General features: G+C 65.2%; 24 protein-coding genes and 1 pseudogene. 11 read left to right on the top strand and 14 right to left on the bottom strand.

Annotated features, from left to right (window positions below):
- The 9 genes and pseudogenes from ABE485_RS20410 to ABE485_RS20450 form a co-directional block, all read right to left on the bottom strand.
- A pseudogene (locus ABE485_RS20410) lies at nucleotides 1–204 on the bottom strand (hypothetical protein); the annotation flags it as partial.
- Nucleotides 201–716, bottom strand: a complete 516-nt coding sequence (locus ABE485_RS20415; protein WP_346517095.1) for a DUF2878 domain-containing protein — start codon at nucleotides 714–716, stop codon at nucleotides 201–203. The gene ABE485_RS20415 and the pseudogene ABE485_RS20410, both read right to left, overlap by 4 nt.
- The gene (locus ABE485_RS20420) at nucleotides 713–1987 is read right to left on the bottom strand and encodes a cyclopropane-fatty-acyl-phospholipid synthase family protein (protein ID WP_346517096.1); all 1275 of its coding nucleotides are present in this window, start codon (nucleotides 1985–1987) and stop codon (nucleotides 713–715) included. Before ABE485_RS20420 ends, ABE485_RS20415 begins: the two co-directional genes overlap by 4 nt.
- Nucleotides 1984–2760, bottom strand: a complete 777-nt coding sequence (locus ABE485_RS20425; RefSeq protein ID WP_346517097.1) for a DUF1365 domain-containing protein — start codon at nucleotides 2758–2760, stop codon at nucleotides 1984–1986. Before ABE485_RS20425 ends, ABE485_RS20420 begins: the two co-directional genes overlap by 4 nt.
- On the bottom strand, nucleotides 2757–4022 hold the full coding sequence (locus ABE485_RS20430) for an NAD(P)/FAD-dependent oxidoreductase (RefSeq protein ID WP_346517098.1): 1266 nt from the start codon (nucleotides 4020–4022) through the stop codon (nucleotides 2757–2759). The genes ABE485_RS20425 and ABE485_RS20430 overlap by 4 nt, the downstream gene beginning before the upstream one ends.
- 2 nt (nucleotides 4023–4024) lie before the next feature.
- Complete coding sequence (locus ABE485_RS20435; RefSeq protein WP_346517099.1) at nucleotides 4025–4945, bottom strand: acyl-CoA desaturase; 921 nt, start codon at nucleotides 4943–4945, stop codon at nucleotides 4025–4027.
- Nucleotides 4946–5025: 80 nt separating this feature from the next.
- On the bottom strand, nucleotides 5026–5940 hold the full coding sequence (locus ABE485_RS20440; protein ID WP_346517100.1) for an alpha/beta hydrolase: 915 nt from the start codon (nucleotides 5938–5940) through the stop codon (nucleotides 5026–5028).
- A 58-nt stretch (nucleotides 5941–5998) separates the two neighbouring features.
- A complete protein-coding gene (locus ABE485_RS20445) occupies nucleotides 5999–6670 on the bottom strand; it encodes an anti-sigma factor (RefSeq protein ID WP_346517101.1) in 672 nt (223 codons plus the stop codon).
- Entirely contained in the window at nucleotides 6667–7212 is a 546-nt protein-coding gene (locus ABE485_RS20450; RefSeq protein ID WP_346517102.1) for an RNA polymerase sigma factor, read from the bottom strand. The genes ABE485_RS20445 and ABE485_RS20450 overlap by 4 nt, the downstream gene beginning before the upstream one ends.
- 254 nt (nucleotides 7213–7466) lie before the next feature.
- Between ABE485_RS20450 and ABE485_RS20455 the strand changes: the two genes are divergently transcribed.
- Nucleotides 7467–8432, top strand: a complete 966-nt coding sequence (locus ABE485_RS20455; protein WP_346517103.1) for a DUF3829 domain-containing protein — start codon at nucleotides 7467–7469, stop codon at nucleotides 8430–8432.
- 83 nt (nucleotides 8433–8515) lie between these two features.
- Here the strand turns inward: ABE485_RS20455 and ABE485_RS20460 are convergent, their stop codons facing one another.
- The 4 genes from ABE485_RS20460 to ABE485_RS20475 all read right to left on the bottom strand — a co-directional run bounded on the left by ABE485_RS20460 (nucleotide 8516) and on the right by ABE485_RS20475 (nucleotide 13399).
- On the bottom strand, nucleotides 8516–9499 hold the full coding sequence (locus ABE485_RS20460) for a Bug family tripartite tricarboxylate transporter substrate binding protein (protein ID WP_346517104.1): 984 nt from the start codon (nucleotides 9497–9499) through the stop codon (nucleotides 8516–8518).
- A gap of 403 nt (nucleotides 9500–9902) precedes the next feature.
- Nucleotides 9903–11630, bottom strand: coding sequence for a ubiquinone-dependent pyruvate dehydrogenase (gene poxB / locus ABE485_RS20465; RefSeq protein ID WP_346517105.1), 1728 nt, complete (start codon nucleotides 11628–11630; stop codon nucleotides 9903–9905).
- A 229-nt stretch (nucleotides 11631–11859) separates the two neighbouring features.
- On the bottom strand, nucleotides 11860–12216 hold the full coding sequence (locus ABE485_RS20470) for a hypothetical protein (RefSeq protein WP_346517106.1): 357 nt from the start codon (nucleotides 12214–12216) through the stop codon (nucleotides 11860–11862).
- Nucleotides 12217–12670: 454 nt separating this feature from the next.
- Nucleotides 12671–13399, bottom strand: coding sequence for an IclR family transcriptional regulator (locus ABE485_RS20475; RefSeq protein ID WP_346517107.1), 729 nt, complete (start codon nucleotides 13397–13399; stop codon nucleotides 12671–12673).
- A gap of 136 nt (nucleotides 13400–13535) precedes the next feature.
- Between ABE485_RS20475 and ABE485_RS20480 the strand changes: the two genes are divergently transcribed.
- The 10 genes from ABE485_RS20480 (at nucleotide 13536) to ABE485_RS20525 (ending at nucleotide 24070) form a co-directional block, all read left to right on the top strand.
- A complete protein-coding gene (locus ABE485_RS20480; RefSeq protein WP_346517108.1) occupies nucleotides 13536–14462 on the top strand; it encodes a hydroxymethylglutaryl-CoA lyase in 927 nt (308 codons plus the stop codon).
- Between the two features lie 12 nt (nucleotides 14463–14474).
- Nucleotides 14475–15671 carry a CaiB/BaiF CoA transferase family protein gene (locus ABE485_RS20485; RefSeq protein WP_346517109.1) on the top strand — a complete coding sequence of 399 codons (1197 nt, stop codon included), beginning with the start codon at nucleotides 14475–14477 and terminating at the stop codon, nucleotides 15669–15671.
- A 3-nt stretch (nucleotides 15672–15674) separates the two neighbouring features.
- Complete coding sequence (locus tag ABE485_RS20490) at nucleotides 15675–16655, top strand: Bug family tripartite tricarboxylate transporter substrate binding protein (protein ID WP_346517110.1); 981 nt, start codon at nucleotides 15675–15677, stop codon at nucleotides 16653–16655.
- A gap of 41 nt (nucleotides 16656–16696) precedes the next feature.
- On the top strand, nucleotides 16697–17695 hold the full coding sequence (locus ABE485_RS20495) for a Bug family tripartite tricarboxylate transporter substrate binding protein (RefSeq protein ID WP_346517111.1): 999 nt from the start codon (nucleotides 16697–16699) through the stop codon (nucleotides 17693–17695).
- Between the two features lie 4 nt (nucleotides 17696–17699).
- Nucleotides 17700–18599, top strand: a complete 900-nt coding sequence (locus ABE485_RS20500) for an SMP-30/gluconolactonase/LRE family protein (protein WP_346517112.1) — start codon at nucleotides 17700–17702, stop codon at nucleotides 18597–18599.
- Between the two features lie 137 nt (nucleotides 18600–18736).
- The gene (locus tag ABE485_RS20505; protein ID WP_346517113.1) at nucleotides 18737–19612 is read left to right on the top strand and encodes a prephenate dehydratase; all 876 of its coding nucleotides are present in this window, start codon (nucleotides 18737–18739) and stop codon (nucleotides 19610–19612) included.
- A gap of 289 nt (nucleotides 19613–19901) precedes the next feature.
- Nucleotides 19902–20507 (top strand): IS3 family transposase, encoded by a 606-nt coding sequence (locus ABE485_RS20510; protein WP_346517114.1) that lies wholly within the window; start codon nucleotides 19902–19904, stop codon nucleotides 20505–20507.
- A 443-nt stretch (nucleotides 20508–20950) separates the two neighbouring features.
- Nucleotides 20951–21238 carry a co-chaperone GroES gene (gene groES, locus ABE485_RS20515; RefSeq protein WP_006221616.1) on the top strand — a complete coding sequence of 96 codons (288 nt, stop codon included), beginning with the start codon at nucleotides 20951–20953 and terminating at the stop codon, nucleotides 21236–21238.
- A gap of 37 nt (nucleotides 21239–21275) precedes the next feature.
- The gene (groL, locus tag ABE485_RS20520; RefSeq protein ID WP_346517115.1) at nucleotides 21276–22916 is read left to right on the top strand and encodes a chaperonin GroEL; all 1641 of its coding nucleotides are present in this window, start codon (nucleotides 21276–21278) and stop codon (nucleotides 22914–22916) included.
- A 209-nt stretch (nucleotides 22917–23125) separates the two neighbouring features.
- The gene (locus tag ABE485_RS20525) at nucleotides 23126–24070 is read left to right on the top strand and encodes a YihY/virulence factor BrkB family protein (protein ID WP_346517116.1); all 945 of its coding nucleotides are present in this window, start codon (nucleotides 23126–23128) and stop codon (nucleotides 24068–24070) included.
- 73 nt (nucleotides 24071–24143) lie between these two features.
- Here ABE485_RS20525 and ABE485_RS20530 read toward each other — a convergent pair whose 3' ends face one another.
- A complete protein-coding gene (locus tag ABE485_RS20530; RefSeq protein ID WP_346517117.1) occupies nucleotides 24144–24626 on the bottom strand; it encodes a MarR family winged helix-turn-helix transcriptional regulator in 483 nt (160 codons plus the stop codon).
- Nucleotides 24627–24765 lie beyond the last annotated feature (139 nt).

Here is a 24765-nt window from a genome sequence, read left to right on the forward strand (position 1 = left end):
CCCCCCCACACCCCCCTGGCCTCCCATGCCGCCCGGCCTGCCCCCGCCGGTGGCGGCAACCCCCCCGCCCCCCGCGCCCATGCCCAGCGCCCACACCACGTCGACGATGCCGGCGTTGCCGTGGCCGCGCTGCCAGCGCCACGCCAGCGCCATGGCGATGACCATCGCGACCGCGATGCAGGACCATTGTTGCCAGATCGTCATGATGCCTCCCGGGTCCAGCGGCGCGCGCCCGCGGTCAGCGCCGGCAGCGCCAGCGCCCAGCCCGCAGCCAGCGCGGCGGTGGCGCGCCAGGCCGGCGGTTCGAATTGCACGGGTTGCCAGCCGCGCGCGGCGCCCCAATAGGCCAGCGGTCCGCCCACCGCGCCGAACACGCAAGCCAGCCAGGGCCGCGGACGCAGGTAAGCCAGCGAGTGGTTCAGCGTCAACGCAAACGCGGCCCACACCGCCAGGATCCAGAGCGGCGCTGGCCACGCGTCGGCGGCATAGCGCACCCAGCCCAGCGCGGAAAGCGTGCCATCCAGCGCCACGCCGCACAGCACTGCGGCGCCCGCCAGGCGCAGGTCGGCACGCACCGTCGCCGACACGGCCAGTTGCGCCGCGACGAACACGACGGCGGCGGCCACGCCCGGCCAGGCCAGGCCGCTGCCCGCGCCGATCACGGCGCAGAACCACACGACCTGGTAGCCGATCAGGTTGGCCCAAAAGCGCATCATGTGTCCTCCCGCACCCAGCGGGCGCCCTCGGCGCGTGCCTGCGGATGCGTCAGCAGCAGGTGCGCGACACCGATGGAGCGCTCGCGAAAACCGCCTTCGCAGTACGCCAGATAGAACTCCCACAGGCGGCAGAAGCGCGCATCGAAACCCTGCGCCCGCACCTCGGGCTGACGCGCCAGGAAACGCTCGCGCCAGACTTGCAGCGTGCGCGCGTACGACAGCCCGAAGTCCTCCAGATGCACCAGCGCCAGGTCGCAGGCGCGCGTCTTGGCGCGCAGCATCGCCTCGATCGACGGAATGAAGCTGCCCGGAAAGATGTGCCGCTTGATGAAATCCACCGAGGCCAGCGCCTGTTCGTAGCGATGGTCCTCGATGGTGATGGCCTGGATCAGCGCGCGGCCGCGCGGGTCCAGCAGGCTGGCAACCTTGGCGAAATAGGATTCCAGGAAGTTCGCGCCGACGGCTTCGATCATCTCCACCGACACCACCTTGTCGTACTGCCCCTGCAGGTCGCGATAGTCCCGCAGCACGACGCTGACGCGATCCTGCAGGCCGGCGGCGCGCACCCGCTCGACCGCCAGGTCGTGCTGCTCGCGCGACAGCGTGGCGGTGGTGACATGGCAGCCATGATGGCGCGCGGCGTGGATGGCAAAGCCGCCCCAGCCGCTGCCGATCTCCACCACGCGGTCCGCGGGCCGCAGCGCCAGCTTGCGGCAGATCGCTTCCAGCTTGCGATGGGACGCCGCCTCCAGCGTGTCGTCGCCGTCGGCCCACAGCGCCGACGAATACATCAGGTCATCGGACAGGAACAGCGCGAAGAACGGGTTGCCCAGGTCGTAGTGGGCGGCGATGTTGCGGCGGCTGCCTTCGCGGGTGTTGCGATTGCCGGCATGCCAGCGCCGCAGCGCCCACCCTGCCAGCCGCGCCAGTCCCGACTCCATGGCATCCAGCGTGTCGCGGTTGCGCACCAGCAGGCGCACCAGCCCGACCAGGTCGTCGCAGCGCCACAGGCCGTCGCCGTAGGCCTCGCCCGCGCCGACGCTGCCTTGCGCCGCCACCAGCCGGTAGAACCCCGGATCGCAGACGGCCAGCCGCACTAGCGGCTCGCCGCGGCCCAGCGTGGCGCTGCCCAGGCCGTCCTCGATCAGCAGCCGGCCGTGGTCCAGTGTTGCCAGGCTGGCAAACAGCCGCTGGCGCAACAGGCGGTCGAGCGGACCGGCGCGGCGGCTGGCCGCGATCGCGGCGTGTTCCGGGGACGTCATGGGTTTCATCGCGGTTCTCCGTTGGGCGTGCGGGGATGGTCATAGACGGGATTGCGCTTGAGCCACAGGCGCAGCGCCTGCCAATGAATGGCGCCGACGACTTGCAGGGTCATCAGCGGATAGCGCCACAGCAGGCGCGCCAGCGCCGCGCCGTCCAGGGCGCGGCGTTGCAGGTCCAGGCGCGCGTCGAACTGCGCCACCCCCTCCCGGCTGACCCGCATATGCACACGCAAGTCGTCGCCGGGCAGGCTAAAGCGCCAGTCATAGGCGCAGTCCATGGGCATGAAGGGCGACACGTGAAAGCGCTTGTCGAAGCGCCAGGCCAGCGCGCCGCCCTCGCGCTCGGCGGCGGCGGCGGGCAGCACCACGCAATGGCGCTGCTTCCACGGCGTATTGGTGATCTCCGCCACGATCGCCGCCAGCGTACGGCCGTCGGCGTCAAAGCAGTAATAGAAGCTCACCGGGTTGAAGACGTAGCCGGCGTAGCGAGGGTGCGCCAGCACGCGGATAGGCCCCGCCGGCACGTCTCCCAGATGCGCCCGCAGGCGTTGCCGCACCGCCTGCGCCAGCGGCAGGCCTACGTCGGCGTCGAGATAATCGGCCCGGCGCCACTGCGCCAGGTTGGGCCGCTCCACCGACCACAACCAGCGGCCCTGGAACACGCGATCGATCTCATCCAGATCCAGGTAGAGCTGCGCCATGCGGTAGCCAAAGCCGTGCGGGTGCGGATGGTGGCGCCGGTGCGTCACCCGTCCCTCGTAGACGGCGCTTTGCAGGTTCATGCCGCCTCCCGCGCCCGGACACGCGGCTGCTCCTGGATCGCGCGCACCACGTCCAGCGCGCTGGCCACGCCGTCTTCATGAAAGCCCCATCCCCAGTAAGCGCCGGCGTACCAGCTGCGCCGCCGGCCCGAGATCTCTGCGCGTCGCGCCTGCGCGGCCACCGATTCGTGGGTGTACACGGGATGGTGGTAACGCATGCGCGCCAGCACCTCGCCCGGATCGATGGCGTCGCTGCGGTTCAGCGTGACGATAAACGGCCGCGGCGACGTGATGCCCTGCAGCAGGTTCATGCAATAACTGACCGAACAAGGTGCCTGCGGGTCGGCCGGCACGTAAGCATTCCAGGCGGCCCAGGCCTTGCGCTGGCGCGGCAACAGGCGGGTGTCGGTGTGCAATACGACGTCGTTGTCCTGGTAGGTGATGGCCCCCAGGACCTCGCGTTCCTGCGGCGTCGGGTCGGCCAGCAGCGCCAGCGCCTGGTCGCTGTGGCAGGCGAAGATCACTTCGTCGTGATGTTCCTGGCCATCGCGCGTGATCACCTGCACGCCGCCCGGTTGGCGCCTGACGGCGCGCACGGCGCAGTTCAGCCGTTCACGCACCGTCCAGCGCTGGCGCATGGCGTCGATATAACGGCGCGATCCGCCTTGCACCACGCACCACTGCGGCCTGCCGCTGATGCGCAGCATCTGGTGGTTGGCCATGAACCGCACAAGGTAGCGCGCCGGGAATTCCAGGATGCGCGAGGCCGGCGACGACCACAGCGCCGAGGCCATCGGAATCAGGTGATCGGTGCGAAAGGCCTCGCCGTAACGGTGTTGCGCCAGGTATTCGCCCAGCGTGGGGCCGGGCTCTGGCGAGCGCAGCAGCGCGGGCGACTCCCGGTAAAAGCGCATCAGGTCGCGCACCATGCCCAGGAAGCGCGGCGACAGCAGGTTGCGCCGCTGGCAGAACAGCGTGTCCAGCGACGTGGCGTTATAGGCCAGATCGTCCACCTGCTTGTGGACCGAAAAGCTCATGGTGGTGGGCTTCGACGCCACGCCCAGTTCGGCCAGCAACGCCGTGAAATGCGGGTAATTGAGCGGGTTGTGAACGATGAACCCGCTGTCCACCGCATAGCGCCGGCCGTCCTGTTCAACCGCGTGCGTATGCGTGTGTCCGCCCAGGTAGTCGTTGGCCTCGTACAGCGTGACGTCGTGGTCGCGGCGCAACTTCCAGGCGCATACCAGCCCCGCGATGCCCGAACCGATGATGGCGATGCGCATGTTCACTCCTTGGCGGCGGCCAGCGCCCAGGCCGGCACGGCCTTGAGGTCCCAGATGAGGCCGGAGGCGGCCAGCAGGCGCAGGCCGTACCAGGTGATGTCGATCTCGTGGGTGCGAAACCCCTGCCGCGCAGACCCCGGATAAAAGTGATGGTTGTTGTGCCAGCCCTCTCCGAACGTCAAGAGCGCGAGCCAGGCGTTGTTGCGGCTGTCGTCGGCGGTGTCATAGCGCCGCTTGCCGCAGCGGTGCGCCAACGAGTTGATGGTGACGGTGGCGTGGAACAGGGCCACCGTGGAGATGAAGAAGCCCCACACCAGCATCTGCGGCCCGTCCGTGCCCAGGCCGGGCGCCACGCGTGCCAGCAGCGCGCCCAGGGCGTAGCAGCCCAGCGCCAGCGCCAGCGGCACCGCCGCGTCGAAGCGGTCGAGCCAGCGCAGTTCCGGGTAGCCGCGAAGGTCCGGCACACGCGCCATGTCGGTGGCGAAGGCACGGCGCGTCAGGAACCATCCCATGTGGCTCCACCAGAAGCCATGGCGGCGCGGCGAATGCAGGTCATGCTCATCGTCGGCATGGCGATGGTGATGGCGATGATGGGCCGCCCACCACAGCGGTCCGCGCTGCGCGCACGATGCCCCCAGCACGGCGAACACCAACTGCATGCCGCGCGAGGTGCGGAAAGTCCGATGCGAGAAGTAGCGATGGTAGAAGCCGGTCAGGGCGAACATGCGCACCGCGTACAGCGCGCCCGCCAGCGCCAGCGCAACCGGCGACACGCCGGTCCATAGCACACCCAGGCAGCCGGCGTGCAACAAGGCAAAAGGCAAGGCGCGGGTCCAGTCGATGCGATCGGGGTCACCGCCCGGCGCATCCTGCGCCCGCGTATCGACCCAGCGCCGTATCGAAGCGGTCCAACCGGTAAGCATGGAGCGCATCATCGTGTCCTGTGTGAAACGTGAGGAGATATACGGGCGCGGCGTCGCATCGGATGCGTAGGTGAAAACCCCTATCCGAACGCGTCATCATTCACCTCGGGGGATGAACAGGGTCGGGCCACGAACGCGCTGATGTCGTCAAGTACGGGCGCGTGCCAGCGCAGCGGCCGCGACAGCGCCCCCACCAGCAGCTTGTGGCCGAGGTCGGGGTACTGCACCAGCCGCGCGCACGCGCCCGCCGCCTGCAAGGCGTTCGCCAGGCTGACGCTGTTTCGACGCGGATCCACCGCGGTGTCGGCAATGCCTGTCAGCAGCAGACCGGGTGGCGCGTGGCTGGTGACGTGGTGGATGGGTTGGGAGTCGGCCGGCGTGTCCGGATAGCCGAACACCGGCCGCACGTCGCGCGCCACGATAGGCAGGAAGTCATAGGGGCCGGCCAGTCCGATCCACCCGGCCAGCGTCGCCGGGCTGGAGCCGGCGCCATCCAGCCAGCGCGCGTCCAGCGCCAGCATGGCCGCGATATAACCGCCCGCACTGTGGCCAGCGACGAAGACGCGCGCCGGATCGCCACCATAGGCGCCGATATGGCGCTGGGTCCACGCGACCGCCATGGCGGCGTCGCGCAGGAAGTCCGGAAAGCCGGCCTCGGGATAGAGCCGGTAGTCGGCGACAACGGCCACCATGCCCCGCGCCGCCAGCGCGTCGCCCACGAACCGGTAATCGGCGCGTTCGCCCGTTCGCCAGCTACCGCCGTAGAAAAAAACCACCACCGGCGCGCGCGTTGCGTCCGGTGGCCGGTAGATGTCCAGACGCTGACGCGGCAATGTGCCGTAAGCCATGCCCACCGTGACGCCGCTGGCGTCGGCGGGCACCGCGCCATTGAGCAGCGTCAACGGCGAACAGGCGGCCAGCAGGCCCAGGGCCAGCGCGGCCACGGCCATGATGGCAAGCAGCCCACGCGGGCCGGCAGCGATCCAGGAAGACATGGGGCACTCCGCAACGGAACACCCCTCTATACGCGGCCCGGCCTGCTTTGGATGCAGATCAGATCTTGAGCACGTCGCCCTTCATGATGACCGGTCCGGTGGGCTTGCCCGTCGGCGACCCGCCCGGCGGTTCGAGCGTAATCGCCAGGGTCTGCACCCCCTCCAGCCCCTGGGCGCGCGGCAGCGCCGTCAAGCCTTCGGGCGCCACCACCCCGACCGATTTCGGCGCCTGCCCCGGCGGTATCACCCACAGCTCCAGGGCCTTGCCGCCGGCGCGCGACGCCAGATCCTGCAAAGCATGGACGTGCAGGCCGCCGCGCTCGTCGGCGCGCACCACCAGCATGGCCTGCGCCTCGGGGCTTTGCAGCACCGCCATCAGTTGTGTGCGCGCGGCGCGGTCAACCTGCATCGGGTAGACCACCACCCCTGCCACCAGCATGGCCGCCAGCGCGCCGCTGAGCACGCGCCAGAATGTCAGGCCCTGCCAGCCGCGGCCGCCACCGGGCTTGAGGCGCGATTCGATGGCGCGCCAGACACGGCGCGGCGGCACCCGGGTCGGCAGCGACCACAACAGCGGATAGATGTCGTTTTCCCAGTCGCGCACCTGGCGGCGCAGGTTGGCGTCGGCCGCCATCAAGCCCTCGAAGCGGCGGCGCGCGCCGCCGCGCATGGCGCCGGCCACGTAGTCCGCCGCAAGCCGCTCGCGCAGTTGGGGATTGCTGTAATTCATGACAGACACCTCTTGAGCCGGTCCATGCCGCGCCGCACCCAGCTCTTGATCGTGCCCAGCGGCGCTTGCAGGCGGCGGGCGATCTCGCTGTGGCTGAGGTCGTCGAAAAAGGACAGCGCGATGGCAGTGCGTTGCTGCCCCTCGAGCTGTTTCAGGCAGTCGGCCAGGCGCTGGCCGTCCTGGTCGCGTTGCAACCGCTCGAACGGGCCGGGCGCGTCATCGGCCCAGGCCAGCGTCAGCGCGCCGTCGGCGTCCGGACGCTCCAGGTCCGGCCGACGCAGCTGGTCGATGCAGCGGTTTCGCACGATGCGCGTCATCCAGGTCATGACTTGGCTCTGCTCCGAGGAATAGCGGGCGGCGTTGCGCCAGACATTGATGAAGCTGTCCTGGAGGACTTCCTCCGCCCAGTCGCTTCGCCGCAATATACGTACGGCAAGCGCAAACAGATGCGGGGAAGTCTGACGATAGAGTTCCGCCAGCGCGGACTCCTGCCCGCGTGCGCACTCCTGAATCAAAGCCTGCAGACGAAGCGGGTCGGGCATGGCGGCTATCCGGGTCACTGGCAGTCCGGCCGCGCGTCGGACAACGGCGGTCTGGGGACGGATGTCTTGCAGCGGATGATACAGGCAAGTCCGGGGCGCCGGCGCATCGAGAACCCCCGGTCGCAAGCGCCGGCCGGGCGTTAAAAGCTGGCCTGAAAACTCTTGTGACAGGGCTGAATGACTTTGTAGCGTGTTAAGCAAATGGAGGGCATATCATGCGTCCCCTTCATAACAACCCGCAACAGGAAACAAAGATGTATATGCCGCGCCCCTTGCGCATGTCCGCAGTTCTGCTCGTCACGCTGGCGCTCGCCGCGTGCGGCGACGATAGCGCCAAAAAGGAAGCGAAGGCGCCCGAAGCGACAACCGCTCAGGCCGAAATCACCAAGTACAACCTGTACGTGGATACCGCAAACAACATCTCCACGACGTTCGCGCAGGCACTGGACCGCTACGAGACCTATGCCGTCCCGGCGCTCAAAAGCGGCAAACCGCTCAAGGATTTCGTCATCAGCAATGACACGACCATCCTGCGCACCAAAGAGAAGCTCGACCGCGCGCTGGCCATGACGGCGCCCATCGCCGAAATCGACGCACCGGCCAAGGCATTCTCGGATGCGCTGGGCAAGCTGGCCCCGCTGAGCAACGAACTGCAGAACTATTCGGCCGCCAAGACCTTCCTGTCGGACAACGGCGCATTGGCCCGCGAGAAAAGCCCGGCCTACGTGGCAGCGCTGACCGAAGTCGTGAAGGCGGAAGACGGCTTCTATCGCGGCATTTCCATCAAGGACACGGCCAACACCAAGGAAGCCTTCGAGAAGGCCAAGAAGGACACGGTCGCCTACTACCGCGCCGGCATGGTCTATTACGGCAAGGCCACGATGGACAAGGCGTCGGGCGTGTTCGACGGCAAGGGCCTGGGCGCCGACCAGGACGCGTTCAAGCAGCAGTTGGACAAGATGAATGAGATGGCGCTGGGCTTTGACAAAAAGACGCGCGAAGCCGACCCCAAGGGCTGCAGCGGCATGATGATGAACGTCAACGGCTTCCTGGCCTCCGGCCGCAAGATCCTGGAGCACACCAATAATGGCCGCTACAAGGAAGACGCCGCGCGCACCGGCGCGTTCAAGATGATGCGCCCCACGATCGAAGACGACGCCAATGATCTGCGTCAGAATTTCAACAACCTGATCTCCGACCTGAACGTCGGCCGCTGCTGATCCCTGCCCTTGGAAAGACATTCATCCACTCGTACCCCGGGCACGAGTGGAGGCGGTTATTCAGAACAGATGCTACCGGCCTGCTACTGTTCCTTTAGCCCCAACGACTTCATCAACGGGGCGAACAGTTTCTTTTCGTCCTGCACGCGCGCGGCATAGTCGGAAACGCGCAGCGGCAGCGCCTCGGCCCCCGCATCCAGAAAGCGCGCCTGGATCTCGGGCCGCGCAAGCACCTTGTTGATTTCGGCGTTCATGTGATCGACGACATCATCGCGAGTGCCCGCGGCGGCATACACACCGAACAGGCTGTCCGCGAAAACACCGTCGATGCCGGCCTCGGAAAAGGTTCGTATGTCGGGCGCCACCGCAGCGCGTTGCCGGCTCGCCACCGCCAGTACCTTCAGCTTGCCCGCCTGCACCATGGGAAAGACCGTGGCGGGTCCAAACGCGAAGTCGATCTGGCCCGCCGCCAGGTCTTGGATCGCCGGCGCGACGCCGCGATACGGCGCATGGGTGGCCTGCATGCCAGTAGCCTGCTTGAGCAGCTCGCCGGCCAGATGCGGCGTCGTGCCGTTGCCGGCCGAACCGTAATTGAGAGGATCGGGCCGCTTGCGCGCATATTCCACGAACTCTTCGAGCGTATTGACGCCAAGCGAGGACCGGACAAACAGGAACAACTGGCTGTTGGCCAGCAAGGCAACCGGCCGCAGGTCCCGCTGCGGATCGAACGGCATGCTGGTGAACATCAGGGGGTTGACCGATTCGGTCGTCGATGGATTGAGCAGGAAGGTATGGTTGTCTCCCCCGTTGCGAACGACCTCGGCTCCCGCCACGTTGCCGCCCGCGCCGCCCCGATTCTCCACGATAACGGTCTGCTTCAAGGCCTCGGCCAAGTGCGGCTGCACTGTCCGCGCCAGCACGTCGACCAGCCCGCCGGGCGCCAGCCCCACGACCAGGCGCACGGGCTTGACGGGCCAGGCCTGAGACGGCGTTTGCGCATGGCTGCCCGTCGCCCAGCCCGTCAGCGCCAGCAACATCATGGCCAGACAACGTCTACGCAGCAACATGCGATTCTCCTTGTGGGGGGGGGGCACCCCGCGATCCCGCGCACGGTGCGTCACGTGCCGCACCACGGAGAACCGCCTTGGTGCCTCATCGCGGCGCCGGCCCTCCATCAGCCGCTCATTCTTCACAAAAGTTTAAGCATAAAGAATCCCGGATAACCCTAATTTGCCGGCGACAAGCGCGGCTTATCGAGACGGTTTTAGTCCGAACAAAAAACGGGATGACTCCAATGCGAGCCTCCCGTTCCTATATTCGAGATACCAAAACTCTATCTACACAACCGTAGCAGCGTCCAAGGGCTTTCACACAGCCTCGATCGAGAACGGTCAGTTCCGAGCAGTCCTTCCCGTTCGGCTGACCTGCCCTGACGCACCTCGCCAAAAGCGCCTCCCTGGCGCGCGCCCCTCACCGCCCCAGATTCGTCCTGGCCAATTCAATCACCTCGTCGCCTCTGCCGTTCATGATGGCCTTCAGCATGTACAAGCCAAACCCCTTGGCCTGTTCGAGCTTGATCTTGGGGGGGACGATCAGCTCTTGCGCCGACGTCAGCACGTCGACCAGCACCGGGCCGGGATGAGCAAGCGCCTCCTGCAGCGCGGCATCAAGGAATTCGGATGATTCGACTCGCATGCCTCGTACGCCGACCGCTTCGGCCATGGCGGCGAAATCGGGATTTGACAGGTCGGTGCCCGTATCCAGAAACCCCGCGGCTTTCATTTCCATGGAAACAAAGCCGAGAGAGCCGTTGTTGAAGACGACGATCTTTACCGGAAGCTGCAACTGGGACAGGGACAGGAAGTCTCCCATCATCATCGTGAATCCGCCGTCGCCGGACATGGAAATTACCTGCCGGCCAGGCGCCGCTGCCTGCGCGCCAAGAGCCTGGAGCATCGCGTTGGCCATCGAGCCGTGGTTGAAGGACCCCAGCAATCGGCGCTTGCCATTCATGGTGAGGTATCGGGCCGCCCACACGGTTGGCGACCCGACGTCCACTGCGAAGATGGCGTCGTCATCGGCCAGTTCGTTGATGCGGCGGGCGAGATACTGGGGATGCAGGGAGCGGCCAGCGGGCGCCGGTGCGGCAAGGTTGTCGAGTTCTTTGCGGGAATCCCGGTAATGCCGCAGCGCGGCGTCGAGGAAGGCGCTGTCTTGGCGCTCGTCAAGCTGCTCCAGCAGCGCGGCGATGGTCTCGTCCACGTCCGCGGCAATGCCCAACGTCAGCGGTGCACGCCGGCCGAGAGCGCTTGGATCGCGATCGACCTGCACGATCTTTGCGTGTTTGGGATAGAACGGGCGATAGGGAAAGTCTGTGCCCAGCATCAGCAGGAGGTCGGCGTTTTCCATCGCATGGTAGCCGGACGAAAAGCCGATGAAGCCTGTCATGCCGACATCGTAGGGGTTGTTCCACTCGACGTGCTCTTTGCCGCGCAGCGCATGGATGACGGGTGCCTTGAGGCGCTGGGCCAGCGCGACGACCGCGTCGTGGCTGCCTGCGCAGCCGCTGCCGGCCAGTATCGACACCTTCCCTGCCCCGTTCAACAGTTGGACCAGTTCCTGCACCGCCGTTGCGTCCGGGCGGATGTGCGGACGCGTGGGAGGCAAAGGCCACGAGGCCGGCACGTCCGAAGGCGCGGCAGCGAGCGCCACGTCGCCGGGTATCACCAGGACCGCCACCCCCTGTTTGCCGATCGCCGTGTTGATGGCGCGGGCCAGCACCCCAGGGAGTTGCGCGGGATTGGAGACGAGTTCGACAAATTCCGAGCATTCCTTGAACAAGTCCTGGGGATGGGTTTCCTGGAAGTACCCCAGCCCGATTTCAGACGACGGAATGTGGGCGGCGATGGCCAGCACCGGGACGCGGCTGCGTTGGCAGTCGAACAGGCCGTTGATCAGGTGCAGATTGCCGGGACCGCAACTACCGGCGCACACCGCCAGCGTGCCCGTAATCGCGGCCTCGGCCCCGGCGGCGAAAGCCGCGGTCTCTTCGTGGCGGGTGTGCATCCACTCGATCTGGTCCATCCTTCGAAGGCTGTCATTCAGTCCATTGAGACTGTCGCCCGTCACGCCCCAGATGCGGCGAACCCCTACTTCGGCAAGCACTTTAACAAGATAATCTGCGACGGTTGCGGCCATGGAATGCTCCCTGAAGGAACGCCGCCGGGACACTTATCGCTACGGTTTGCCCCCAGCGCCGGAAGTTGACACACGAGCGGAAATCGTAGCACCGCACCCGGTGCCAAGCCCACACGCCAGATGTCGGCGGCGCCATCCCCTGCCGCACGGCCGCCTTGCGGCAGCTTGTGTCCAAGACCCGCTCTGCCCGGGTCTCGTCCCGGCGCACGACACCCGAGCGGGTCTCTTATCACGCCACCTCCCACAACGCCGCTGTCAGACCCAGCAACAGCAGCGTCGCCGACGCGATGAACCATCGCACGGTTTTCCGGTATTCATCCTCGGCGTCATCCTCCAAACGCAAGGCGCGGTAAAGCGCAATTATCTGCAGCAGGATGGCGAGCAACAAGAACACGCCCGGCAGCACGGACAGCACGCTCCAATTGCCCGGCGCATCGAAGCCCCAGTAGCGCAGGAAACCCAGCGAAAAGCCCAGCAATACCGTGATGGCCGTAATCAATCCAGCCCGAAAGCCCTGGGGCAGTTCGCGTGGTCTGTGGCTGCGGGTCCGAACCAAGTCGTCGTCTGGCTTTTCCGGTGTCATCATTGAGACATTCCGCACTGAGTCCGCTACGGCCCACCCGCTACCGGTTTATGTGGGAACGAAAACTGAACTCCTGCCGTCACTCGAGGCCAGGGTGAATTGATTATGGCGGATATCCGACTCGACGTGGAGTTTCTCCAATTCTGTTTCCGTCAGCCGTTCATCAGAGTTTTCGAACGCGGCCAGTGCTCGTCGCACCTCCGGACGCCAAACCGCTTCCGGGAATCGTCGAGATGCAGGCCCTCGCCGGGTACCCACAGAGAGTGAAGTCGGCGCCGATAGGCCCGCCCGGAATAAGGAACCGAAGAATGCTCGCCTTGCACAAGAGCCGGCCCCTGACGCGCCTGGCTCGGGAGACCCTATCCATCGCACGTCAGCTTGTTTTCGATCTGCCCGCAACGGGCGAGTAATGCGTACAAGGCAGGCCCTATTCCCAGGGCACGGCACTTGCCCCGCATCACCCCACTTTTCCGCTCAGCCGTCTTGCCGCCAGCAAGACCGCATCAAGGTGCGCGTGGCGATGCCGATGCACTGGCGCGGTTAGGGTCACCGCAGCGGCAACACCCCCTTCCGCCAGGAATACTGGTGCGGAAATGCCAGCCACTTCCGCCAAGCGGTCGCCCACGGCCACGATATAGCCATCCGCGCGGATGCGCGCATACAAAGCCTGATCCCTCCCCGGCGCGACACCCAGCACCGGATCGAACGCGGTCAGCACCCGCCCCCCCGTGCCCCGGTCCAGCGGCAGCAGGTCGCCAGCGCGGATGTGATCGCGCACCGGGTGCGGAGAATCCACGCGGTACAGGCATAGCCGCGCATCGCCCTGGCGCACGTGATAGGCAGCGCTTTCGCCAGTTGCCGCAACCAAGTCATTCAGCACTGGCATCACGATGCGCTCCAGAGAAAAGGACGCGGCGTATAGCCCGTGCAGGCGCGCAATCTCTGGGCCCAGCGCGAAGCGGCCATCTTCGAGCCGCTGCACCCAGCCGGCATGCGCCAGCGATGCCAGCAGCCGCAGCACCGTGCTTTTGTACAACTGCGTGCGTTCGGCCAGTTCGACCAGCGAAAGCGAGGCATCCCCTTCGCCAAAAACCGACATGAGGCTCAACGCCCGATCCACCGCGGCCACGCCGCCCTCGGCGGCATCGCGGTCGGCTAATGATTCCGTCGCGGCTTTACGCGGCATGGTGGCTCCTGCATTCCATCTATTAGAACGTTGCATTGTAGGCGGCGCTTGACAAGCGCATTGCGCCTGCCGCATCATTTCAACTTATAGAATCATATTCTATCTTATAGAACACAAGACATGGAGAGAGACACCGATGTCACAACGCCCTTTCGTCCTCATCAGTGAAGTGGGTCCGCGCGACGGCCTACAGTCGGTCAAGGCCACCATGCCGACCGAGGCGAAGTGCCGCTGGATCGACGCGCTGGTGGCCGCCGGCGTCCGGGAAATCGAAGTGGCCTCGTTCGTGCCGCCGAGATTGTTGCCGCAGATGGCCGACGCCGCTGACGTCGTCCGCCATGCCCTCACGCATCCCGGCCTGACTGTCATAGCCCTGGTGCCCAACCTGCGGGGCGCGCAGGCGGCATTGAACGCGGGCGTGCACAAGCTGACTATGCCCGTGTCCGCCAGCCGCGCCCATTCGCTGGCGAACGTGCGCAAGGCTCCTGAAGAGATGGTCGAGGAAGTCCGCGCCATCGCGCGGCTACGCGACGAGATCGCGCCAAACGTGAAGCTCGAGGCCGGCATTTCCACTGCCTTCGGCTGCACGCTCCAGGGAGCGGTTTCCGAGGACGACGTGATCCGCCTGGCGGTCCAGTGCATCGCGGCGGGCGCCGATGAATCCGGCCTGTCCGATACCGTGGGTTTTGCCAATCCAGCCCAGGTGCGCCGGCGATTTCGCCGCCTGCGCCAGGAATTGGGCGGACACGCCGGCGCGGCCCATCTGCACAACACGCGCGGACTGGGATTGGCCAATTGCCTGGCGGCTTATGACGAAGGCGTGCGCACCTTCGACAGTTCGCTGGGCGGGCTTGGCGGGTGCCCCTATGCACCCGGCGCTTCGGGCAACGTGGTCACCGAGGATCTCGTTTTCATGTTCGAGGCCATGGACATCGACACAGGTATCGACCTGGCCGCCCTGTTTGCCGCGCGTGCGCCGCTGGCGGCTGGCCTGCCCGGCGAACCGCTCTACGGCATGACGCCGGACGCCGGTCTGCCCAAGGGTTTCGGGGCGGCGGACTGAAACAGGACAACCATGAACAGCAAAACTCCGACTCGCCTGCCCTATGAGGGCGTGCGCGTCATCGAATTCACCCACATGGTGATGGGTCCGACCTGCGGCATGATCTTGGGCGACCTGGGTGCCGAAGTCATCAAGGTGGAACCCCCCGGCGGCGATAGCACGCGACGGCTGCTGGGCTCCGGCGCAGGCTTCTTCCCCATGTTCAATCGCAACAAAAAGAGCATTGTCCTTGACCTCAAGCGCGCCGAGGGCCGCGAAGCGGCCCGGCGCCTGGTGGCCTCGGCGGACGTCGTCAGCGAAAACTTCAAGCCCGGCGTCATGGCCAAGCTGGGCCTGGACTACGCCGCGCTGCGGCAGGACCATCCCCGCCTCATCTATGTCAGCCACAAGGGCTTCCTGCCCGGCCCCTACGAACAGCGCACCGCCCTGGACGAAGTGGTGCAGATGATGGGCGGCCTCGCATACATGACGGGGCGCGTTGGCGATCCCCTGCGCGCCGGCTCCAGCGTCAACGACATCATGGGCGGCATGTTCGGCGCCATCGGCGCGATGGCCGCGCTGGCCCGGCGCGAAAGCACGGGCGCAGGCGGCGAGGTGCAGGCATCGCTCTTCGAGAACAACGTCTTCCTGGTCGGCCAGCACATGATGCAGTACGCGATGACGGGCCGCCCGCCGGCCCCCATGCCCAGCCGCATTTCCGCCTGGGCGGTGTACGACGTCTTCACGGTACAGAACGGGGAGCAGATCTTCCTGGCCGTCGTGAGCGACAAGCAATGGACGATCTATTGCGACGCGCTCGGCCTGGCGGACCTGCACGGCGACCCCCGCCTGCAATCGAACAATGACCGCGTGCAGGCGCGCGACTGGCTCATGCCGATCCTGCGCAGCCGCATGGCCGAATACAGCGCTGCCGCGCTGGCGGAGGTGTTCGAACGCGAGGGCCTGCCCTATGCCCCGATCACGAAGCCGGAGGAACTGTTCGACGATCCCCATCTGGCCTGCACCGGCGGCCTGGCGCCGATCGCGCTGGGCGACGGGCGCACCTCCAAGGTGCCGCTGGCGCCCTTCACGCTCGATGGCGAACAACCCGGCATCCGGCTGCAGCCTCCCGCTGCCGGCCAACACACCGACGCGCTCCTGCGGGGCGTCGGCTACAGCGAACAAGAGATAGAGGCCCTGAAGGCCCAACACATAGCCCAAGGAGACTGACCCATGTTCACCCTCACCCGCCGCGCTTTCGTCGGGGCCGCGCTGTGCGCGGCCGCCCTGCCCCTGCGCGCCGCCAACGCCTACCCCCATGGCCGCCCGGTTCGACTGATCGTTCCCTATACCCCCGGCGGCGGCACCGACACGGTGGCGCGCGCCATCGCCGCCAAGACCACCTCGGTGGCCGGCTGGTCGGTCGTGGTCGAGAACCGCCCCGGCGCCAGCGGCAATATCGGCCTGGATCTGGTCGCCAAGTCCAAGCCGGACGGCCTGACGCTCGCTCTCGGACAGACCGCCAACCTGGCCATCAACCCCGCGCTGATGCCGAACGTGCCCTTCGACCCCGCCAAGGATTTCGCACCCGTGGTCCTGGTGGCCTCGCTGCCGGTCATGCTGGTCGTCAAGGCAGATGCGCGATGGAAGACGCTGGCCGACCTGGTACACGACGCCAAGGCGGCGCCCGGCGATCTCAAACAGGCGCTGGCCGGCTCGGGCACCGTGGGCCATCTGGCGGGCGAGCTGCTTGCCTACCAGGCCGGTTTCAAGGTTCTCAATGTGCCGTATCGCGGTGCCGCGCCCGCCCTGAACGATCTGCTCGGCGGCAACACCGACTACATGTTCGCCACGCCTCAGGCCGCCCAGGAAATGCTCAAGGGGAAACTGCTGCGGCCGCTGGCCGTCACCGCGCCGGCACGCCTGCCGATCCTGCCCGATGTGCCGACGGTGGCTGAGTCCGGCTATGACGGCTTTGCCGCGGTGGACTGGAAGGCGGTTGTCGCGCCGGCGGGCACGCCCCCCGCCGTCATTGAAAGCATCAACGCGGCGATGGTCAAAGTGCTGGCGGACCCGGCCACCGTCTCGATGTTCACGGCCGAAGGCAGCACGACCCTGGGCGGCGCGCCCGATGCAGCGGTGCGCTATATCCAGGAGGAACAACAGAAATGGGCGCGCCTGATACGCGAGGCCGGCATCCAGACGGCCACCTGAGCCGCTGCCAGAACAACGACAACGACGACGGAGACCTATTCATGCACGCAATGCAGACCCGGCGCGGCGGCCGCGCCCTCCAACTGCTCGCCCACCTGGCCCTGGCGGCCAGCACCGTGGCGCCCGTATGCGCCACGGCGGCCGACTGGCCGACGAAGCCGGTCAGGCTGGTGGTGCCCTATTCACCCGGCGGAACTACCGACTACGCGGGGCGCCAGGTGGCGCAACGACTGTCTGAACTGACCGGAAAGACATTCATTGTCGATAACAAGACGGGCGCATCGGGCACGATCGGCACCCAGGACGTAGTGCGCTCGCCCGCCGACGGCAGCACATTCCTGGTGACCGACACCACCTACACCATGCTTCCCTTGCTGTTCGCGAAACTCCCCTGGGATCACCGGAAGGACCTTGTACACGTTGTCGAGATCATCGAAACGCCGTTGGTGCTCATCGTGCCCGAGACGTCACCGTTCAAGACCTTGGATGACCTCATCCGTTACGCGAAGGCGCATCCAGGCAAGCTCAATTTCGGATCCGGCGGCCAGGCCAGTTCCACGCACCTGGCCGCTGAGGTGTTCAAGAACGAAGCGAAGGTCACACTCACCCACATCCCCTATCGGGGCGCAGGCGCCGCATTGGCCGACGTCATGGCCGGGCAGATCGATGTGCTGATAACGGCAGCGCCAACTGCCATTCCGCCAGTACTGGGAGGCCGCGTACACGCGCTTGCCGTCAGCGGAGCAGATCGCCTGGAAGCCTTGCCGCATGTACCCACCTTCGCGCAGGCCGGCCTGCCCTCTTATCAGGTGCTGAACTGGTTCGGGCTGGCGGCGCCCAAAGGCACGCCTGATGCCATTGTGCAGGAAATGAACCGGCTGGTCGGCCAGGTCATGAACGCCCCCGCCATGCGCAAACAGATGATCGCGCAGGGCGCGCGGCATCGCGACATGTCGGCTGCGCAGTTCGGCGAGTATGTCAACCAACAAGTCACGCTCTGGGCCGACGTCGGCAAGCGCGTCGACATAAAGCCCGAGTGATGCCATGTGGAACATGAGCTTCACGCCCCCAGCCGTTATCGAGGCCCGCGTGCTGTCGTGCTTGCCGGAAGCGCTGCGCCTGCCGCGCGCCAGCGCCTGGGCCAAGGCCAACAAGCCAGGACATGTCATCGACAGTTTTTTGGAAGGCCCGGTGTTCGACGCACGGGGCTGGCTCTATGTGACCGACATCCCGCACGGCCGCATCCTGTGCCTGGATGGCAGCGGCGATTGGCATGTCATCGCACAAACGGGGGGCTGGCCAAATGGCCTGGCGCGGCACTCCGACGGCAGTCTCTGGATCGCCGACTATCGCCACGGCATCCTGCGCTGCGAGCCCGAGAGCGGCCGGGTCGAGTCCGTGCTGGACCATCGCAACAGCGAGTCGTTCAAAGGCGTCAACGACCTGGTGTTCGACGGCGCGGGCCGCCTGTACTTCACCGACCAGGGGCAGACGGGCCTGCACGACCCCAGCGGCCGGGTCTACCGCTACGATTGCGCCAGCGGCCGGCTCGATCTGTTGCTTGGCAACGTGCCCAGCCCCAATGGCATCGCCATTGATGACCAGGCCGGCATTCTCTATGTAGCGGTGACGCGCGCGAACCAGGTTTGGCGCGCACCGCTACTGCATGACGGATCCGTCAGCAAGATGGGTGCGTTCCAGACTTTCTTCGGCAGCAGCGGCCCGGACGGACTGGCGCTGACGCCACAAGGCGGCCTGCTGGTCGCGCACGCAAGCCTGGGCGGCGCCTTCCTGCTGGACGCCCGCGGCAACGTCACCCACTTCCTGCGCAGTCCTGGCGGCCAGACGGTCACAAACATCGCCGTTACACCTGGCGGCCATTCCGTCGTGATGACCGAATCATCCACGGGGAGTCTTTTGCAGGCTGAACTGCCGACACCATGATTTCAGCCAGCGACTCTGGTACGTCTGGCCCGATTCAATCGTTATATGCACATAGACTTGCTCGTATTCTTATACAGCCTGTGCGACTCCGCGAAGTTGGGCGACAGCGCTCGCTGACAAAATTTGATGGCGACACCATGAAAATGACACTTCAGTCGGCGGCAGCCGGCTTGCTGACCATGATGACAATGACAATGACCCCAAGTGTTGCTGGTTCCATTGGATACCTCGGGCCTGCTGGATCGTGGACTCATCAAGCATGCCTGGACCTTTTTGGGCCTGAGGATCTTGTCGCATTATCACGAGACGAACTGTTTGCGAGCTACGCATCGGGCAAGTTGGACCAGGCCTGCGTTCCCGTGACCACTTCGGTCGTGGGCGTCACTCCGTACATAGATGCCGTCCTTGATTTGCCGAATGCTGTTGTTGTCTCTGAGTATCCGAAGATGTTGGGTTACAGCTTGTTGGCGCGTCCCGGCACAAAGCTGAACGACGTTCAAGAGGTGCTTGCCCATCCTGTTGCGTTCGAGGAGGTCAAACCCTGGCTTGACCGTGAAATGCCGAATGTTCGACGCATCGAGTCCTCAAGCGGCGGGGCCGCTGCAAAGACGGTTTCTGAAAGCACCACCTTCGACAAGGCATCTTTCGGCCCCAGAGTTGGCGCCTCCGTGTATTCATTGGAGTCGCTGGTTGACGGGATTGAAGAGGGACCGCACAACGTGACGCGCTGGTGGGTGCTGGGCCGGAACATGCCCGCGCCAAGTGGCCATGACAAGACCTCATTGGTCCTAACTACCTCAGACGAAAACCTGAATGATTCGCTGCGCAGTCTCGTTCTGGCTGATGTGCAGGTTCTTACTGTCTACGAACGCCCAAGCAAGAAAACCCTGGATACGCACCGGTATATCGTCGAAGTGGCCGGTCACGCCAGGCAAGAGCCTTTGGCTTCGCTTCTGAAAGATCATCCCGACTACCGCGTGCTCGGATCCTATCCGCGCAGGCAGGAGAAATAACGCTTCGCGGCTGTGCAAAGCCGCATCGGCACTTCCCATGCATCTTGATTGCCAGGCCAGCCTAACGGCCTTGTTGCTCACCTCACAGCCCCCACGGACTCAACTTCTGACGCATCGAAGAAAGCTATCGGATACATCCTCGCTGACGAACTGCTCTGCCAATCCTTGCCTCTGGCTTTAAAGACGCCAAGTATGCGAGCGCACCTCCATGATCCGCTGTTTGACGAATGTGATGTGCAGCAGGCAACTGCAGTGTAACGGCGCTCGATGCGAAGGGAGGGCAAAGCGATTGCCGGAGGTCTACGGAGTCGAGCCGATCTGCAAGGTGTTGCAGGTTGCCTCGTCAGCCTATCGGCGCCACGCCGCGCGGCTGCGCACTACCTTCCCCGACGATGCGGCCGTGCGGCCGCTGGATCGCGTCAACCGGCAGTTCCGGGCGGATCGGCCAAACCAGCTTTGGGTCTCGGACTTCACCTACGTCTCGACCTGGCGGGCCTGGCTGTACGTGGCCTTCGTCATCGATGTCTACGCCCGGCGCATCGTCGGCTGGCGCATGAGCAAGTCCATGACGACAGACTTCGTGCTCGATGCGTTGGAGCAGGCGCTATACGCCCGCCAGCCCGGCAATGAAGGTTCTCTGACCCACCACTCCGATAGGGGATCGCAATACGTGAGCATCCGCTATAGCGAACGGCTGGCCGAGGCCGGCATCGAACCCTCGGTCGGCAGCCGTGGACAGCTACGACAACGCCTTGGACGAGACGATCAACGGTCTGTACAAAGCCGAACTGATCCACCGTCGCGCGCCCTGAAAGGCCGGGAATCCGTCGAGCTGGCCATCCTGGAGTGGGTCGCCTGGTTCAACCATAAACGCCTGCACTCATCGATCGGCTAGCCGCTTTGTGGTCAGGCCTCGCGCAACTCGCATCCGACGAAGCTTCGATCCAAAGGTCTCATAGAGCAGGGCGCGTAAAGTGCAGGTTTGGGAGTTTGAACTCTATCCCCAGCAGGCCAATTTCCCAAATAAGTACTTATTTATCAACATTTTGAGTTAGTTAATACAGGTTTTTATTTGGGGACATAAACATCAACGGTTCTCCTACTGTGGTTTGCGCTCATCCGAGGCGGTGCCGAAAGTTCCAAACTGGGTGACACAAATTTCAGACTCAATGAAATTCGACAACAGTAGAGCAGTCGCCCAAATATGTAACAGCACCCTCCCCCCCCCTTGAACCCCGGAACATCATCCCTATAATTAGCACTCGACACCGGTGAGTGCTAACAGCCCTCCCGTGGCTAACCGACCATTCACTTTCTTTTAGTTAACAGGAGTTCCTCATGGCCTTGCGTCCCCTGGGCGATCGCGTGATCGTCAAACGCCTCGAAAACGAGCGCAAGACTGCCTCGGGCATCGTCATCCCCGACAGCGCCGCTGAAAAGCCCGACCAGGGTGAAGTCGTGGCCGTCGGCCCCGGCAAGAAGACCGAAGACGGCAAGATCCTGCCGGTCGACCTGAAGGCTGGCGACAAGGTTCTGTTCGGCAAGTACGCCGGCCAGTCCGTGAAGGTTGATGGCGAAGAGCTGCTCGTCATCCGCGAGGACGAAATCCTCGCCGTGGTCCAGTAAACCCCGCCTCAAACGAATTTTCGAAGGAAGCTAAGAAATGGCTGCCAAGCAAGTATTGTTCGGTGATGACGCCCGCGTGCGCATCGTCCGTGGCGTGAATGTCCTCGCCAACGCTGTCAAGACCACCCTGGGCCCCAAGGGTCGCAACGTCGTGCTGGAGCGCTCGTTCGGCGCCCCGACGGTGACCAAGGACGGCGTGTCCGTCGCCAAGGAAATCGAACTGAAGGACAAGTTCGAAAACATCGGCGCCCAACTCGTCAAGGACGTCGCGTCCAAGACCTCCGACAACGCCGGCGACGGCACCACGACCGCCACCGTGCTGGCCCAGGCCATCGTTCAGGAAGGCCTGAAGTACGTTGCCGCCGGTTTCAACCCGATCGACCTGAAGCGCGGCATCGACAAGGCTGTCGCCGCCGCCGTGGCTGAACTGAAGAAGCAATCCAAGCCGGTCACGACCAGCAAGGAAATCGCCCAAGTCGGTTCGATCTCGGCCAACAGCGATTCCTCCATCGGCCAGATCATCGCTGACGCGATGGACAAGGTCGGCAAGGAAGGCGTCATCACCGTCGAAGACGGCAAGTCGCTGGAAAACGAGCTGGACGTCGTCGAAGGCATGCAATTCGACCGCGGCTACCTGTCGCCCTACTTCATCAACAGCCCGGAAAAGCAAGTTGCCGTGCTGGAAGATCCGTTTGTCCTGATTTTCGACAAGAAGATCAGCAACATCCGTGACCTGCTGCCCGTGCTGGAACAAGTCGCCAAGTCGAGCCGTCCCCTGCTGATCATCGCGGAAGACGTCGAAGGCGAAGCGCTGGCCACCCTGGTTGTGAACAACATCCGTGGCATCCTGAAGACCACCGCCGTCAAGGCTCCTGGCTTCGGCGACCGCCGCAAGGCCATGCTGGAAGACATCGCCATCCTGACGGGCGGCACGGTGATCTCCGAAGAAACCGGCATGTCGCTGGAAAAGGCCGGCCTGGCTGAACTGGGCCAAGCCAAGCGCATCGAAGTGGGCAAGGAAAACACCACGATCATCGACGGCGCTGGCGACAGCAAGTCGATCGAAGCTCGCGTCAAGCAAGTTCGCATCCAGATCGAAGAAGCCACGTCCGACTACGACCGTGAAAAGCTGCAAGAACGCGTGGCCAAGCTGGCCGGCGGCGTTGCCGTGATTCGCGTTGGCGCTGCCACCGAAGTCGAAATGAAGGAAAAGAAGGCTCGCGTCGAAGACGCCCTGCACGCTACCCGCGCCGCAGTGGAAGAAGGCGTTGTGGCTGGCGGCGGCGTTGCACTGCTGCGCGCCAAGCAAGCCATCGCTGACCTGAAGGGCGACACGCCTGACCAGAACGCCGGCATCAAGCTGATCCTGCGCGCTGTGGAAGAGCCCCTGCGCACCATCGTCACGAACGCCGGCGAAGAAGCCAGCGTCGTGGTCAGCAACGTGCTGGGCGGCAAGGGCAACTACGGCTACAACGCCGCGACCGGCGAGTACACCGACCTGGTCGAGCAAGGCGTGCTGGATCCCACCAAGGTGACCCGCACTGCCCTGCAGAACGCTGCCTCCGTCGCCAGCCTGCTGCTGACGGCTGAAGCCGCCGTTGTGGAACTGGCCGAAGACAAGCCCGCTGCTCCGGCAATGCCCGGCGGCATGGGCGGCATGGGCGGCATGGACTTCTAAGTCCCGCTTTCCTTGCAAGGCCTCCCCGGCTCCGGCCGGGGAACGCAGTATCCGAAAAACCCCCGGTCCTTCGCCCCGGGGGTTTTTCTTTGCCTGTTGTTTCAGGCGCGCGCCATTCCCCGGGCAAGCACACGTTTGCCAACAATCTGCGGTTTCTCCCGCCGGCATGCGTCCCTACAATGAAGGCTCCCCAGACGGAGCCCAGCCCCATGCGATTGCCCAAGACCTTGCTGCGTATGCTGCGACCTTCCGAGATCGGCGGGTTGCTGATGGACTCCGCCAGACAGTGGTCCAGCCATCGCGCCTCCAGCAAGGGAGCCGCGCTGGCGCTTTACATGGTGTTTTCGCTGGCGCCGATGCTGCTGCTGGTGATCGCCGTGGCCGGCGCGTTCTTTGGCGAAGACGCGGTGCGCTCGGAATTGGTCTCTCAGCTGCGCGACCTGATCGGCGAGCGCGGCGCGGAAGTTATCCAGACCGTGCTGGCCAGCGCCCACGAATCGGGCGGCGGCTGGATCGCCGCGCTGATCTCCATTTTCGTGCTGATCTTCAGCGCCACCACCGCCTTCGCGGAGCTGAAGGCCAGCCTTGACGATCTCTGGGAGGTGTCCGCCAAGCAGAAGAGCGGCCTGCATGGCATGGTGCACAGCCGCATGCTGTCTTTCGGGCTGGTGCTGGTGCTGGCGCTGTTCCTGCTGATTTCACTGACCGTGAACGCGGGGCTCGCCGCCGCGCGCGGCATCTATGGCGATCTATGGACCAGCTCGACATTCGCGCTGGTGGCCGAGTGGATCTCCAACCTGTTTTCCTTTTCGATCGTGGCCGCCCTGTTCGCCGTGATCTACAAGCTGCTGCCCAGCGCGAGGATCTCCTGGCCGGACGTCATCCCTGGCGCCATCGTGACCGCGGCGCTGTTCCTGCTGGGCAAATGGGGCATCGGCGTGTACCTGAGCCGGGGCGCGGCCGTATCGGCGTACGGCGCGGCCGGGTCGCTGATCGCGCTCCTGCTGTGGATTTACTACTCCGCGCAGATCTTCTTCTTCGGGGCGGTGTTCACGCGGCAGTTCGCGCTACGCTTCGGCAAGGCGGAAAGGCCGCGCGTGGCCGAGCCGCAGGCCCCCGCCCCCGCGAATCCGGCGCCCGGTTCCGACGCCTGACGCGCTGGCGGCTCCGGCCTGCTGCGCCGTCCATCGATACGCCGACACGAATCGGATCTACGGAACAGCCCCCCTAGTCCTGCGGCGTCTCCAGGCCCGCCATCAGCCGAAGGCACTGCAGGAATAGCGGCCGCAGTTCGGCCGGGATGGGCTCCAGCACCCGCGCTTCCACCTCGGCGTCGCGCAGCAGGACGCGGGCCAGCAACGCCAGGCCCTCCTCTGTGATCTCCAGCGCATAGGCGCGCGCGTCCTCCGCCGACCGCGTGCGGCGCACGTATCCCTTCTTCGACATGCGCGCGATCATTTCGGCGAATGAATTGCGGTCCAGCGCGATCAACTCGGCGATGCGGTTCTGCGTGGCGCCCGGGTTCTGATAGACGGTGACCAGCAAGGCCTTCTGGCGCGGCGTCAGGTCCTCGTCCGGAAACGCCTGCGCGAACAGGGCTTCGGCGCGGAAGTGGGCGCGGCGCAGCAGGTGGGACGCCACCTGCGTCAGATCGAATTCCTGCAGGGCCCGGGCAGCGGCCGGGCGGGCGGATCGGGAAGGAGCGGTCATCGGGCGTCCAGGGTATAGGCACGGCGATTGTAGGCCGGGGCGTTCTCGAAAATGCGCATTGACTTGGGGTCGTCCGGTGCCTATGATCCGCCAATATAGTACGTATACGTATTTATTTACAGCCCACACGGACCCCGAC

Origin of the sequence: Achromobacter spanius (assembly GCF_039673305.1) — a bacterium.
Taxonomy (GTDB): Bacteria; Pseudomonadota; Gammaproteobacteria; order Burkholderiales; family Burkholderiaceae_B; genus Achromobacter; species Achromobacter spanius_F.

What these genes read in the sequence shown, in the direction of transcription:
- ABE485_RS20525 (WP_346517116.1), top strand. Translation starts at nt 23,126, where the DNA reads ATGCGATTGCCCAAGACCTTGCTGCGTATGCTGCGACCTTCCGAGATC.
- ABE485_RS20505 (WP_346517113.1), top strand. Translation starts at nt 18,737, where the DNA reads ATGAAAATGACACTTCAGTCGGCGGCAGCCGGCTTGCTGACCATGATG.
- ABE485_RS20530 (WP_346517117.1), bottom strand. Translation starts at nt 24,626, where the DNA reads ATGACCGCTCCTTCCCGATCCGCCCGCCCGGCCGCTGCCCGGGCCCTG.
- poxB (WP_346517105.1), bottom strand. Translation starts at nt 11,630, where the DNA reads ATGGCCGCAACCGTCGCAGATTATCTTGTTAAAGTGCTTGCCGAAGTA.
- ABE485_RS20485 (WP_346517109.1), top strand. Translation starts at nt 14,475, where the DNA reads ATGAACAGCAAAACTCCGACTCGCCTGCCCTATGAGGGCGTGCGCGTC.
- ABE485_RS20435 (WP_346517099.1), bottom strand. Translation starts at nt 4,945, where the DNA reads ATGCTTACCGGTTGGACCGCTTCGATACGGCGCTGGGTCGATACGCGG.
- ABE485_RS20440 (WP_346517100.1), bottom strand. Translation starts at nt 5,940, where the DNA reads ATGTCTTCCTGGATCGCTGCCGGCCCGCGTGGGCTGCTTGCCATCATG.
- ABE485_RS20470 (WP_346517106.1), bottom strand. Translation starts at nt 12,216, where the DNA reads ATGATGACACCGGAAAAGCCAGACGACGACTTGGTTCGGACCCGCAGC.
- groES (WP_006221616.1), top strand. Translation starts at nt 20,951, where the DNA reads ATGGCCTTGCGTCCCCTGGGCGATCGCGTGATCGTCAAACGCCTCGAA.
- ABE485_RS20450 (WP_346517102.1), bottom strand. Translation starts at nt 7,212, where the DNA reads ATGCCCGACCCGCTTCGTCTGCAGGCTTTGATTCAGGAGTGCGCACGC.
- ABE485_RS20430 (WP_346517098.1), bottom strand. Translation starts at nt 4,022, where the DNA reads ATGCGCATCGCCATCATCGGTTCGGGCATCGCGGGGCTGGTATGCGCC.
- ABE485_RS20475 (WP_346517107.1), bottom strand. Translation starts at nt 13,399, where the DNA reads ATGCCGCGTAAAGCCGCGACGGAATCATTAGCCGACCGCGATGCCGCC.
- groL (WP_346517115.1), top strand. Translation starts at nt 21,276, where the DNA reads ATGGCTGCCAAGCAAGTATTGTTCGGTGATGACGCCCGCGTGCGCATC.
- ABE485_RS20490 (WP_346517110.1), top strand. Translation starts at nt 15,675, where the DNA reads ATGTTCACCCTCACCCGCCGCGCTTTCGTCGGGGCCGCGCTGTGCGCG.
- ABE485_RS20415 (WP_346517095.1), bottom strand. Translation starts at nt 716, where the DNA reads ATGATGCGCTTTTGGGCCAACCTGATCGGCTACCAGGTCGTGTGGTTC.
- ABE485_RS20480 (WP_346517108.1), top strand. Translation starts at nt 13,536, where the DNA reads ATGTCACAACGCCCTTTCGTCCTCATCAGTGAAGTGGGTCCGCGCGAC.
- ABE485_RS20445 (WP_346517101.1), bottom strand. Translation starts at nt 6,670, where the DNA reads ATGAATTACAGCAATCCCCAACTGCGCGAGCGGCTTGCGGCGGACTAC.
- ABE485_RS20500 (WP_346517112.1), top strand. Translation starts at nt 17,700, where the DNA reads ATGTGGAACATGAGCTTCACGCCCCCAGCCGTTATCGAGGCCCGCGTG.
- ABE485_RS20460 (WP_346517104.1), bottom strand. Translation starts at nt 9,499, where the DNA reads ATGTTGCTGCGTAGACGTTGTCTGGCCATGATGTTGCTGGCGCTGACG.
- ABE485_RS20495 (WP_346517111.1), top strand. Translation starts at nt 16,697, where the DNA reads ATGCACGCAATGCAGACCCGGCGCGGCGGCCGCGCCCTCCAACTGCTC.
- ABE485_RS20425 (WP_346517097.1), bottom strand. Translation starts at nt 2,760, where the DNA reads ATGAACCTGCAAAGCGCCGTCTACGAGGGACGGGTGACGCACCGGCGC.
- ABE485_RS20455 (WP_346517103.1), top strand. Translation starts at nt 7,467, where the DNA reads ATGTATATGCCGCGCCCCTTGCGCATGTCCGCAGTTCTGCTCGTCACG.
- ABE485_RS20420 (WP_346517096.1), bottom strand. Translation starts at nt 1,987, where the DNA reads ATGAAACCCATGACGTCCCCGGAACACGCCGCGATCGCGGCCAGCCGC.